Raw genomic sequence first — 11,890 nt, forward strand, 5'->3', positions numbered from 1 at the left:
ATTGTCCGGCCGCGCACACGCGTCGATGCCGGTCGTACTGCCGTAGCCTCCGCTCCCCTTCAGGCCTGAGGTCTAACGAGCCGGCCTGACACCCAAGATCCCGCGCGATGCGCCTGCGGGCTGCCCGTCGGCCATGTCGACAACCTCGAGCCAACTTCCGGGAGCGATGTAGTGGCGCTTGACGTCCTCACGATGCATGTCGATGACCAACACGCCCGCATCCGTGACTTCGTACTTGTCGAATGCGCCATAGTCGCGCGGTTCGCCGTTGCTGAACACCACCGTGAAAGGCATGCGTTCGAGTATGGCCGCGACCGAACCCACCGTCTAGCCGTCGAGCGCGAGATCCTTGCGGAAGCGCTGCAGGCCGTCGATCTTGTCGTCGAGCGTCGCCTCGGGTCCGGAGTAGAACATCCACGGCATCGTGATGATGCCGGTGATACCGGCATCCGCGACGCGTTGGTAGTCGGCGGTGGTGAAGGCGTCGGTCAGCGGCGTGAGAATGGTGAAATCGCGCATCGTCAAACCATTTTGGGCGCGCAGTTCGCGCAGCTTGCCGACCGCCTCGATGGCATGCTCGGTCTTGATCAGGTCGCCGATCCAACCGTCGTTGCGCGCGGCCCGGCGCAATGCGGCATCGCTGAGCCCGCCGACGTAGACGGGTATCGACGGCGGAGTCGGCTGCATCTCCAGACGCGGCGTCTGGTAGAACTCGCCGTCGAACTCCGTCCAGCCCGGCGACCACAGCGCGCGCATCAATTCGATCATCTCGTCGGTGCGCTTGCCGCGGCGGTCGAATTGTTCGCCCATCAGCGCGAATTCCTCACGGCACCAGCCGACTCCGATGCCGAGCTCGAGGCGCCCCGACGCCAAGACAGCCGCGGTGCCAATGGCTTTGGCCGCCGAGTACGGATTGCGCATCGCGGGGATGTAGACCGTGGTGACGAACCGCAGCCGGGTGGTGACCTGGGCCAGCGCGCCGGCCAGCACCCAGGGGTCCAGCCAATCCGTAAACGGCTGCCAGCGCCGTTGCCCGTCTTTGGTGTACGGGTACGGCGTCTCGAGGGTCTCCAGGTTCACCACATGGTCGGGTATACCGATACCGTCGTAGCCGAGTTCGTCGGCGGCCTTGGCGATCTCGACGATCTCCCGGGTGTTCAAAAACGCACTGCTGACGTAGAACTTCATTGGCCGTCCCGCGCCCACGCCGGTTCGATGAAGATGCCGTCGGCCTGCACGGTCACCCCTTTCGCATCCGAAATAGTGCCCTTTGCAAAGACTTTGACGCCCTGGGCGCGGTCGATCCAGGCATCGCAACGCAGCGGGCCCAACGGGGTGCCGCGCAGGTACTTCACGCTGATAGTTCCGGTGAAACGCGCCTTGGACAATCCGTCGCTGGCCGCCTCGCCGAGCATGTGGTCGAGCACCAGTGCGCTGACGCCACCGTGCACCAGACCGGGCGGGCCCTCGTAGGCGGTTCCCAGCACGAACTCGCTGTGGCAGCGCCCGTCTCCGTCGTGTTGGACGACCACCGGCGGCGCGATCGGGTTGCACGCACCGACGACGGCGTTGCCCAACGGCAGCGGACGGCCATCCACCCGAAAGTTGACGCCGACCGGCCGGGTCCGTTCGCGCAGCAACCGGGTCACAGCCTCGATCTCGTTGCGCGCCTTGGCGACGACGTCGGCGTCGGCCTCGGTGCGGATGGTGGCGTCGATGAGCTCACGAACCGCGTCGGCCAACGGCGCGTAGCGACCCGTCAACCGATCAGCCTCTGCGGTGCTGAGCACCTCGAACATTGCCTCGAACGCGCCGGCTCCCTGACTCAACTCCCGAACACCTTGCGCACCACCGCTTTTGCACGTCGCGTCACCCGCAAATAGTTGTCCAAGAACTCACTTCCATCATCGTTGTGCCAGCCCGCCGCGACCGCGACCGCATTGAGCTGACGTCCGGGCCCCGGTAGTTGGTCGGTCGGCTTGCCCCGCACCAGCACCAGGGCGTTGCGCGCCCGGGTGGCGGTCAGCCACGCCAGCCGCAGCAGCTCCACCTCGTCGGCGGGAACCAGCCCCGTCTCGGCGATGACGTCGAGCGATTCCAGCGTCGAGGTGTTGTGCAGTGCCGGGATCTCGTGCGCGTGCTGCAGTTGCAGCAGCTGCACCGTCCATTCGATGTCGGCCAGTCCCCCGCGGCCCAGCTTGGTGTGCGTCTTGGGGTCGGCGCCGCGCGGCAATCGTTCCGACTCGACACGGGCCTTGATCCGGCGGATCTCGTGCACCGCCTCGGCGGACACACCGTCAGGTGGATAGCGGGTCTTGTCGGCCATCAGCATGAAGCGCTGGCCCAGATCAGGGTCGCCGGCCACCGCGTGCGCACGCAGCAGCGCCTGGATCTCCCACGGCTGGGCCCACTGGTCGTAGTAGGCGGTATAGGAGCCCAGGGTCCGGACCAGCGCGCCGCTGCGACCCTCGGGTCGCAGATTGGCGTCGACTTCCAGCGGAGGGTCGACGCTGGGCGTCCCCAGCAGCGTGCGAACCTGCTCGGCGATCGGCGTCGCCCACTTGACCGCCGCGGAATCCTCGACGCCACTGGCCGGTTCGCACACGAACATCACATCGGCGTCGGAGCCGTAGCCCAGTTCGGCGCCGCCCAGCCTGCCCATGCCGATAACCGAAATCGTCGCCGGCGCCTTGCCGTCTTCGGGCATGTTGGCCCGGGTCAGCGCGTCCAGGGCCGCCTGCAGCACGGCCACCCAGACCGACGTGAGCGCCTGGCACACGTCCCGAACCTCGAGCATGCCGAGCAGGTCGGCCGACCCGATGCGGGCCAGCTCCCGGCGTCGCAGGGTGCGCGCGGCGGCGATGGCGCGTACCGGGTCGTGGTGCCGGGCCGCGGAGGCGACCAGCGCGCGCGCCACCGCGGCGGGCTCGGTTTCGAGCAGCTTCGGCCCGGCCGGCCCGTCGCCGTAGTCCTGAATCACCCTCGGCGCGCGCATCAACAGGTCCGGCACGTAGGTGGAAGTGCCCAGTACGTTCATCAGCCGCCTGGCCACCGCGGGCTTGTCGCGCAGCGTGGACAGGTACCAGGTCTCCGACGCCAGCGCCTCGGACAGACGGCGGTAGGCCAGCAGTCCGGCGTCGGGATCCGGCGTGTACGACATCCAGTTCAGCAGCCGGGGCAGCAGCACCGACTGCACCCGGCCGCGCCGGCCGCTTTGGTTCACCAACGCCGACATGTGTTTCAGCGCGGTTTGCGGCCCCTCATAGCCCAGTGCGGCCAGCTGGCGCTCGGCGGCTTCCGACGTCATGCCGTGCGAGATCTCCAGGCCGGGCGGCCCGATCGACTCCAGCAGCGGCTGGTAGAAGAGCTTGGCGTGCAGCTGGGACACCCGCACGTTCTGGTGCTTGAGCTCCTCGCGCAGCACGCCGGCCGCGTCGTGGCGGCCGTCCGGGCGGATGTGGGCCGCGCGCGCCAGCCAGCGCACCGCCTCCTCGTCGTCGGCCTCCGGCAGCAGGTGCGTGCGCTTGAGCCGCTGCAGCTGCAGCCGGTGTTCGAGCAGCCGCAGAAACTCATAGGAGGCGGTCAGGTTCGCGGCATCCTCGCGGCCGACGTAACCACCCTCGCCCAACGCGGCCAGCGCGTCGACCGTGGAGGCCACGTGCAGGGACTCGTCGCCGCGGCCGTGCACCAACTGCAGTAGCTGCACGGCGAACTCGACGTCGCGCAGTCCCCCACTGCCGAGCTTGAGCTCGCGAGCGCGGACCTCGGACGGCACCAGCTGCTCGACGCGCCGGCGCATGGCCTGCACCTCGACCACGAAGTCCTCGCGCTCGCAGGCGATCCAGACCATCGGCATCAACTCGTCGAGGTAACGCTTGCCCAGTTCGGCATCGCCCACGGCGGCGCGGGCTTTCAGCAGCGCCTGGAACTCCCACGTCTTCGCCCAGCGCTTGTAGTAGGCGACGTGCGATTCGACCGTGCGGACCAGCTCACCGCTGCGGCCCTCCGGGCGCAGGCCGGCATCGACTTGGAAGCATGCGGTCGACGCGACCCGCATCATTTCGGTGGCCACCCGGGAGGACAGCGAGTCGGCCTGCTCGGCGACGAAAATGATGTCGACGTCGCTGACGTAGTTCAGTTCGCGGGCACCGCATTTGCCCATCGCGATCACCGCCAGCCGCGGCGGCGCCTTGTCGCCGCACACGGTCGCCTCGGCAACCCGCAGCGAGGCCGCCAGCACGGCGTCGGCGGTGTCGGACAGCTGGGCGCCGACCACGGTGAACGGCACCACCGGCTCGTCCTCGACCGTCGCCGCCAGGTCGAGTGCCGCCAGCACCAGCAGATGGTCGCGGTACAACGTGGCCAACCGTGGCACTACCGAATTCGGCACGGCCAGCGCGTCTTCGACGCACCCGATGAACGCTTCGTGCAGCTCGTCGCGCGTCGGCAGTTTCACCTTGCCCCGCAGCAGCTTCCACGACTTCGGGTTTGCGACCAGATGGTCGCCGAGGGCCAGCGACGAGCCCAGCACCGAGAACAGTCGGCCGCGCAAACTGCGCTCGCCGAGCAGTGCGGCGTTGAGCTCGTCCCATCCGGTGTCGGGGTTCTCCGAGAGCCGAACCAATGCCCGCAACGCGGCGTCTGGATCGGGTGCTCGCGACAACGACCACAACAGGTCGACGTGCGCCTTGTCGTCGTGTGCCGTCCAGCCCAGTTGTGCCAGGCGGTCACCAGCGGGTGGATCGACCAAACCGAGCCGCCCGACGCTGGGCAGCCGCGGGCGCTCGGTCGTGGGTCTGGTCACGACCAAAACGGTAGCGCAAGCTGCCGATCTCTCAGACCAACCGGCGGCCTGTGTGAGCTACAGCGACAGGTAGGTGCTCAGCTCATAGGGCGTGACGTGACTGCGATAGTTCGCCCACTCCGTGCGCTTGTTGCGCAGGAAGAAGTCAAAGACGTGCTCCCCCAACGTTTCCGCGACGAGCTCGGAGGCCTCCATGGCGTGCAATGCGCTGTCGAGGCTGGTGGGCAGCTCGCGGTAGCCCATCGTGCGGCGCTCTTCGGGGGTGAGGTCCCAGACGTTGTCCTCGGCCTGCGGACCGAGCACGTAGCCCTTCTCCACCCCGCGCAGTCCGGCGGCCAGCAACACGGCGAAGGCCAGATATGGGTTGCACGCCGAGTCGGGGCTGCGGACTTCGATGCGCCGCGACGACGTCTTGTGCGGGGTGTACATCGGCACCCGTACCAGAGCGGACCGGTTGGCCGCGCCCCAGGACGCCGCGGTGGGCGCCTCGCCGCCATGCACCAGACGCTTGTAGGAGTTGACCCATTGGTTGGTGACCGCGCTGATCTCCGAGGCGTGCTCGAGAATCCCGGCGATGAACGACTTGCCCACATCCGAGAGCTGCAGCGGGTCGTCCGGGCTGTGGAAGGCGTTGACGTCGCCCTCGAACAGGCTCATGTGGGTGTGCATGGCCGAGCCCGGGTGTTCGCCGAACGGCTTGGGCATGAACGACGCCCGCGCGCCATTTTCGATCGCGACTTCTTTAATGACGTAGCGGAACGTCATCACGTTGTCGGCCATGGACAACGCGTCGGCGAATCGCAGGTCGATCTCCTGCTGGCCGGGCGCGCCCTCGTGGTGACTGAACTCCACCGAGATGCCCATGAACTCGAGCGCCTCGATGGCATGCCGGCGGAAGTTGGACGCGGAATCGTGGATCGCCTGGTCGAAGTAGCCGGCGTTGTCGACCGGCACCGGCGGAGTTCCGTCGTTGGGGCCGGGCTTCAGCAAGAAGAATTCGATTTCCGGGTGCACGTAGCAGGAGAAACCAAGGTCGTTGGCCTTCTGCAGCTGCCGACGCAGTACGTGGCGCGGATCGGCCCAGGACGGGGAGCCGTCCGGCATGGTGATGTCGCAGAACATCCGCGCCGAGTGGTGATGGCCGCTCGGCGAGGCCCACGGCAGCACCTGGAAGGTCGACGGGTCGGGGTTGGCCACGGTGTCGGACTCCGAGACGCGCGAAAACCCTTCGATCGAGGACCCGTCGAAGCCGATGCCTTCCTCGAAAGCCCCCTCCAGCTCGGCCGGGGCGATGGCGACCGACTTCAGGTAGCCGAGCACGTCCGTGAACCACAACCGGACGAAGCGAATGTCCCGTTCCTCCAGCGTGCGGAGGACGAATTCCTTCTGTCGATCCATACGTCGAACAGTAGGCAATTGCTGTTAATTCCGTGTTACACGGGTGCTTAGTGCTCGGCACCGTTGTTACAGCCACCAGCGCAAACACCCCCATCGGACGCTCCGGCGGACACCACCGCTGCGCGACGCCTGGCGTGTCGCCCGCAACCGGCCGAATTCCGATGATTCCTCAGTGTCGGCTCAGCCGCGGATCCGTACCGTCGGGCCCCAAGAGCAACACCGGGGCTGGGCGACCCTGCCATGACGCCCAGCAAATCCGTAACCGACTGGTGCGGTTACCGTTGTTCGTCCGAAATACGTAACCTGTTAAAGTGGTTACACGCCGTAAGAGGCATCAGCAGGAGGTACTGAACGTGATCACCAAACTTCTCGCCGTCACCGCTATCGGTCTCGGAGTCGCTCTCGGACCAGGCCCGAGCCAGGCGCTCGTGGCGGACCCCGCGTTCAACGACCTCAGCTGCACCTGCCAGACGCCGCCGCCCGCGCCGGGTCAGACGACCGAGGACCGGATCAATCAAGGCCTGCAAGACGCGCTCAACAGGTGAGGCCGCGGACAGGCTATTGGTCGTCGCGCCGGAAACGCCACTGATTTATCTGAATTCCGGCGGTGCGGCGAATTCGTATGAATCCGGCCTGCGCCCGGCAGTGTCGCTTGTCCGCCGCCTTTGCGGCTGTCACCTTGGCTAGTCAGGGGCTAATCAGGGCAGCTACGCCCCCAGCAGAGAGGCTAGGAATGATCAGCAAAGTAGTGGCGGGTTTCGCCCTCGTTCTCGGCACCGCCGTCGGGCTGGCAGCGCCTGCTGCCGCCGACCCCGCGTTCAATCAGCTCCAATGCAGCTGCCAAGCGCCCACCCCTGACCGCAGCCCGTTTGCCGAAGAGCACATCAACCGCGGGCTTCAGGACGCTCAGGGTCGCTGATCGGTAGATCGGCTCAGGGTTGGCAATGCAATGCCGGCGGCGGTGTGCCCGTTACGAAATAGCGCATCACGGTGCCGTCCACACATTGGTTTCCGCCGAAGACCGCGGTGTGCTGCGTCCCGTCGAAGGTGATCAGCGGCGCACCTAGCTGGCGGGCCAAGCTCACGCCCGCCTGATACGGGGTGGCCGGATCGTGCGTGGTGGAGACCACGACGACCTTGCCGAGCGGCATCGCCGGGGCGGGATGCGGTGCGGACGACGCGGGCACCGGCCACAGGCCGCACAGGTCGCGCGGGGCGTTGCCGGTGAACTGCCCGTAGCTGAGGAACGGCGCGGCCTGGCGGATCTGCTGATCGGCGGCTACCCAGGTGGCGGGATCCGTCGGCGCCGGCGCATCGACACACCGGATGGCGTTGAACGCGTCCTGGTCGTTGTCGTAGTGCCCCTGCTTGTCGCGGCCCTGGTAGTCGTCAGCGAGCAGCAGCAGGTCGCCCGCGTCGCTGCCGCGCTGCAACCCGAGCAGGCCGCTGGTCAGGTACTTCCAATGCTGCGGGGTGTAAAGCGCGTTGATCGTCCCGGTGGTCGCGTCGGCATAGCTCAAGCCGCGCGGGTCCGACGTGCGTCCCGGCTTGGCGACGAGCGGGTCGATCAGTGCGTGGTAGCGGTTGACGAACTGGGTCGGATCGGTGCCCAGTGGGCATGCCGGTGAGCGCGCGCAATCCGCGGCGTAGTCGTTGAAAGCGGTTTGGAATCCTGCGGTCTGGCTGATGTTCTCCTGGATCGGGTCGACGGTCGGGTCGATGGCGCCGTCGAGCACCATCGTGCGCACGTGGTCGGCGAAATGCTCGAGGTAGGTGGTGCCCAGCTCGGTGCCGTAGCTGAAGCCGAGATAGTTGATCTGCTCGTCGCCCAGCGCCTGACGCACCATGTCCATGTCGCGCGCGACGGACGCGGTGCCCGTGTTGGCCAGGAAGTCCTTGCCCATCCGGCTCACGCATTCCTGCGCCAGTTGCCGGTAGATCTGCTCGATGTGCGCCACGCCCGTCGGGCTGTAATCGACCATCGGTTCGGTGCGGTAGGCGTCGAACTCGGCATCGGTGCGGCAGCGCAACGCGGGGGTGGAGTGCCCGACGCCGCGCGGATCGAACCCGACCAGATCGAAGTGCCGGGTGATGTCGCTGTTCTGCAGATCCGGCGCCATCCCGGCCACCATGTCGACGGCCGACCCGCCGGGTCCGCCCGGATTGACCAACAGCGACCCAATCCGCTGGCCCGTCGCAGGCACTCGAATCACCGCCAACTTCGCTTGTGCCCCAGTGGGATTGCTGTAATCAATCGGGACCGACACGGTGGTGCACTGTGCGGTGGGGACCTCGCTGCTGTCGGTGAGAATCTGGCTGCAACTACCCCAGTTCACCGGCGACGCCGCGACCGGCGGCGTCGGGTTCGGGGTCTGGCCGGCACCGGGCTCCGGTGTTGCGCCGGCCACAGGCAGCGCCGGCTGGACGGCAACCAGGAGACCTAACGACAGCAGCGCCGAACTCAGCGATCTCAGGCGCGACATGGCTGTCAATCGTCGCAGCCTTCGGTACCTGTGACGGCGCGAATCGGTCACGCCTTGGTCTCGGGCCCGGCGCGTCGCGACGGCGAATCAGCTTCGGGTGCCACTAGCACTTCGCGCCGCTCGGCGGGGTGGTGCCGCCGATCAGATACGCCGTCACATAGTCGTCGACGCAGCTGTCGCCCTGGAACACGACCGTGTGCTGAGTGCCGTCGAAGGTGAGCAACGAGCCGCGCAGCTGGTTGGCCAGATCTACGCCGGCCTTGTACGGCGTCGCCGGATCGTGCGTGGTTGACACCACGACGGTCGGGGCGAGGCCCGGCGCCGACACCGAGTGCGGCTTGCTGGTCGGCGGCACCGGCCAGAACGCGCAGGTGCCCAGCGGCGCATCACCGGTGAACTTGCCGTAGCTCATGAACGGGGCGATCTCGCGGGAGCGGCGATCTTCGTCGATTACCTTGGCACGGTCCGTAATTGGCGGCTGGTCGACGCAGTTGATCGCGACCCGCGCATCGGTGGCGTCGGAGTAGTGCCCCTTCTGATCGCGGCGCATGTACATGTCGGCCAGGGCCAGCATCGTGTCGCCGTGGTTGTCGGTCAGCTCCCTGAGGCCGTCGGTCAGGTGATGCCACAGCGTCGGTGAATAGAGCGCCATGATCGTGCCCACGACGGCGTCGCTGTAGCTCAACCCGCGCGGGTCCTTGGTCGGGATCGGCCTGCCGACGAGTTGATTGTTCGGGTCGACCATCGGGTCGATCAGGCTGTGGTAGACGTCGACGGCCTTGGACGGGTCGGTACCCAGCGGGCAGGCCGCCTGCTTGGCGCAGTCGGCGGCGTAATTGTTGAAGGCGTCCTGAAATCCCTTGGCCTGACGCAGATCGGCCTCGATCGGGTCGGCGTTGGGGTCGACGGCGCCGTCGAGGATCATCGCCCGCACTTTTTGCGGGAAGGCCTCGGCGTAGGCGGACCCGATCCGGGTGCCGTACGAGTAGCCCAGGTAGGTCAGCTTGTCGTCACCGAGGGCCGCGCGGATGGCGTCCAGATCCTTGGCGACGTTGACGGTTCCGACGTTGGCCAGAAAGTCCTTGCCCATCTTGTCGAGGCAGCGGCCGACGAACTGCTTGGTCTCGTCCTCCATATGCGAGACGCCGGCCGGGCTGTAGTCGACGTTCGGCTCGGTGCGCAACCGGTCGTTGTCGGCATCGGAGTTACACCAGATCGCAGGACGCGACGACCCCACGCCCCGCGGGTCGAACCCGACCAGGTCGAACCGCTCGCGGACCCGCTTGGGCAACGTCTGGACGACGCCGAGCGCGGCCTCGATGCCGGATTCGCCGGGGCCGCCGGGGTTGATCACCAGCGAGCCCAGCTTGTCGCCCGTCGCCGGGAAGCGAATCATCGCCAGCGTCGCGACGTCGCCGCCCGGTTGGTCGTAGTCGACCGGCACGGCGAGCTTGCCGCACATGGCGCCGCCGGGAAGCTTCACCGATCCGCTGACGACCCGGCACGGCGTCCACTCCACGGGCTGCCCCAATTTCGGGCCCGCCATCAGCGGATGTCCGGCGACAACGCGTATGCAGCCCCCCAGCAGCAGCGCCACGGCAGCGATCGCTGTCGAGACCACCAGCATGCGCGCGACCGTGTCGCGGCGAGTCAGACTCATGCCAACACATGCTGCCAGAGAGAACCTGAGACTTTCGTGAGCGGCCGCGGTAGGTCGGCTACCAGTGGTTATTCCGGGCCACCAGGAACTCGCCCGCGCGCGTAATGGCACGTTTCACACTCCCGCGACGGTGCAACCGCCCCGAAGAGATGGCAGAATAGCGCACGTCAGACGAACCCGGGGACCTATCACGGCCACGAGGATCGACCCGACCACCATTTAGGGACAATGATGTCTGAGCAGCACGTTTACGGTGCGAACGCGGCGGGCGAAGCCGCCAAGGCGCCCCGCATCAAAATCCGCACCCATCATTTACAGAAAATGAAGACCGAAGGCCACAAGTGGGCCATGCTCACGGCCTACGACTATTCGACGGCGCGCGTTTTCGACGAGGCCGGCATCCCGGTCTTGCTGGTAGGCGACTCGGCGGCCAACGTCGTGTACGGCTACGACACCACGGTGCCCGTCTCGATCGACGAGCTGATCCCGCTGGTTCGCGGCGTTGTCCGGGGCGCCCCACACGCCCTCGTCGTCGCCGACCTGCCGTTCGGCAGCTATGAGGCCGGGCCAGCCGCCGCACTGGCCGCCGCCACCCGCTTCATGAAGGAAGGCGGCGCGCATGCCGTCAAGCTCGAGGGCGGCGAGCGGGTCGCCGAGCAGATCGCGTGCCTGACCGCGGCCGGCATCCCGGTGATGGCCCACATCGGCTTCACCCCGCAAAGCGTCAATAGCCTGGGCGGCTTCAAGGTTCAGGGCCGCGGCGACGCGGCCGAACAGACCGTGCACGATGCGATCGCCGTGGCCGAGGCCGGCGCCTTCTCCGTCGTGATGGAAATGGTGCCCGCCGAATTGGCCACCCAGATCACCGGCAAGCTGACCATCCCGACCGTCGGGATCGGCGCCGGACCAAACTGCGACGCGCAGGTGCTGGTCTGGCAAGACATGGCCGGCATGAGCAGCGGCAAGTCGGCACGATTCGTCAAGCGATTCGCCGACGTCGGCGACGAATTGCGCCGGGCCGCCATTCAATACGCGGAAGAAGTGGCCGGCGGCGTTTTCCCCGCCGACGAACACTGCTTCTGAGCTACTGCATTTGGCATCGAATCTTGAAGTCGGTCAGCGGCTGCCGAATTGCTTCGAGGTCGGCGTGCGTCTGCGGGTTGGCGTCCATGTACTGCTTGACCTGGTCGCCAATCTCGCTCCGCGGCTGGCCTTTCAGGCTGGTGAAGTACGCGTTGACGTCCGGGTGAGTGAACAGATATACCGACGTCGCCGCGGCAACCCCCGAGGAAACCTGGGCGAGATCGGCTGCCGTGCAGTTCGGCGGCAGCGGCCCCGGTTCCGGGTCCGCTTGAGCCGAGCCCATGGCAGCGAAAAGCATTGCACCGCTGATAGCGCCGGCGGCAATTCCGCCGACAACCGCGCGCGAAGTGGCGAGCGCCAAAAACACCATCGTTAGCTCCTCCGTCAGGTATCGATACCTACCCGCACGCAAACCATAAGCGGTTTCGGCGATTCCATGGACGAAATCCATTCATGTGGCAA

At 67.0% G+C, this 11,890-nt stretch carries 11 protein-coding genes; 3 read left to right on the top strand and 8 right to left on the bottom strand.

Going from position 1 to position 11,890, the window contains the following annotated elements:
* Positions 1–72: 72 nt before the first annotated feature.
* From AC5Y5O_RS03930 to glnA, 5 genes are read right to left on the bottom strand one after another with little or no spacing between them, the layout of a single operon-like run.
* Entirely contained in the window at positions 73–294 is a 222-nt protein-coding gene (locus AC5Y5O_RS03930; protein ID WP_500023856.1) for a hypothetical protein, read from the bottom strand.
* Positions 295–327: 33 nt separating this feature from the next.
* Positions 328–1,188 carry a TIGR03619 family F420-dependent LLM class oxidoreductase gene (locus tag AC5Y5O_RS03935; RefSeq protein WP_096288707.1) on the bottom strand — a complete coding sequence of 287 codons (861 nt, stop codon included), beginning with the start codon at positions 1,186–1,188 and terminating at the stop codon, positions 328–330.
* Complete coding sequence (locus AC5Y5O_RS03940) at positions 1,185–1,829, bottom strand: PaaI family thioesterase (protein ID WP_096288709.1); 645 nt, start codon at positions 1,827–1,829, stop codon at positions 1,185–1,187. The genes AC5Y5O_RS03935 and AC5Y5O_RS03940 overlap by 4 nt, the downstream gene beginning before the upstream one ends.
* Entirely contained in the window at positions 1,826–4,810 is a 2,985-nt protein-coding gene (locus AC5Y5O_RS03945) for a bifunctional [glutamine synthetase] adenylyltransferase/[glutamine synthetase]-adenylyl-L-tyrosine phosphorylase (RefSeq protein WP_500023859.1), read from the bottom strand. The genes AC5Y5O_RS03940 and AC5Y5O_RS03945 overlap by 4 nt, the downstream gene beginning before the upstream one ends.
* A 51-nt stretch (positions 4,811–4,861) precedes the next feature.
* A complete protein-coding gene (gene glnA / locus AC5Y5O_RS03950) occupies positions 4,862–6,202 on the bottom strand; it encodes a type I glutamate--ammonia ligase (RefSeq protein ID WP_025735084.1) in 1,341 nt (446 codons plus the stop codon).
* A gap of 311 nt (positions 6,203–6,513) precedes the next feature.
* Here glnA and AC5Y5O_RS03955 point away from each other — a divergent pair, with 311 nt between their 5' ends.
* Both AC5Y5O_RS03955 and AC5Y5O_RS03960 read left to right on the top strand, forming a co-directional pair.
* Positions 6,514–6,747: a hypothetical protein gene (locus tag AC5Y5O_RS03955; protein WP_096288713.1), complete on the top strand. Its 234-nt coding sequence runs from the start codon at positions 6,514–6,516 to the stop codon at positions 6,745–6,747.
* Between the two features lie 188 nt (positions 6,748–6,935).
* Positions 6,936–7,121 carry a hypothetical protein gene (locus tag AC5Y5O_RS03960; RefSeq protein WP_133160868.1) on the top strand — a complete coding sequence of 62 codons (186 nt, stop codon included), beginning with the start codon at positions 6,936–6,938 and terminating at the stop codon, positions 7,119–7,121.
* 13 nt (positions 7,122–7,134) lie between these two features.
* Here the strand turns inward: AC5Y5O_RS03960 and AC5Y5O_RS03965 are convergent, their stop codons facing one another.
* Complete coding sequence (locus AC5Y5O_RS03965; RefSeq protein ID WP_096288716.1) at positions 7,135–8,694, bottom strand: alpha/beta hydrolase; 1,560 nt, start codon at positions 8,692–8,694, stop codon at positions 7,135–7,137.
* 94 nt (positions 8,695–8,788) lie between these two features.
* A complete protein-coding gene (locus AC5Y5O_RS03970; RefSeq protein WP_096288718.1) occupies positions 8,789–10,345 on the bottom strand; it encodes an alpha/beta hydrolase in 1,557 nt (518 codons plus the stop codon).
* A gap of 231 nt (positions 10,346–10,576) precedes the next feature.
* On the opposite strand from AC5Y5O_RS03970, the gene panB reads away from it, so the two are divergent.
* Positions 10,577–11,428 (top strand): 3-methyl-2-oxobutanoate hydroxymethyltransferase, encoded by an 852-nt coding sequence (gene panB, locus AC5Y5O_RS03975; RefSeq protein ID WP_500023862.1) that lies wholly within the window; start codon positions 10,577–10,579, stop codon positions 11,426–11,428.
* Between the two features lies 1 nt (position 11,429).
* Here panB and AC5Y5O_RS03980 read toward each other — a convergent pair whose 3' ends face one another.
* Positions 11,430–11,798, bottom strand: a complete 369-nt coding sequence (locus AC5Y5O_RS03980) for a heme-binding protein (protein ID WP_243394086.1) — start codon at positions 11,796–11,798, stop codon at positions 11,430–11,432.
* Positions 11,799–11,890 lie beyond the last annotated feature (92 nt).

It is taken from the genome of Mycobacterium sp. NGS40 (assembly GCF_059812735.1).

Excerpts from the sequence above, each read along its gene's own strand:
- AC5Y5O_RS03930 (WP_500023856.1), bottom strand. The coding sequence starts at position 294 with ATGCCTTTCACGGTGGTGTTCAGCAACGGCGAACCGCGCGACTATGGC.
- AC5Y5O_RS03935 (WP_096288707.1), bottom strand. The coding sequence starts at position 1,188 with ATGAAGTTCTACGTCAGCAGTGCGTTTTTGAACACCCGGGAGATCGTC.
- glnA (WP_025735084.1), bottom strand. The coding sequence starts at position 6,202 with ATGGATCGACAGAAGGAATTCGTCCTCCGCACGCTGGAGGAACGGGAC.
- AC5Y5O_RS03960 (WP_133160868.1), top strand. The coding sequence starts at position 6,936 with ATGATCAGCAAAGTAGTGGCGGGTTTCGCCCTCGTTCTCGGCACCGCC.
- AC5Y5O_RS03970 (WP_096288718.1), bottom strand. The coding sequence starts at position 10,345 with ATGAGTCTGACTCGCCGCGACACGGTCGCGCGCATGCTGGTGGTCTCG.
- panB (WP_500023862.1), top strand. The coding sequence starts at position 10,577 with ATGTCTGAGCAGCACGTTTACGGTGCGAACGCGGCGGGCGAAGCCGCC.
- AC5Y5O_RS03980 (WP_243394086.1), bottom strand. The coding sequence starts at position 11,798 with ATGGTGTTTTTGGCGCTCGCCACTTCGCGCGCGGTTGTCGGCGGAATT.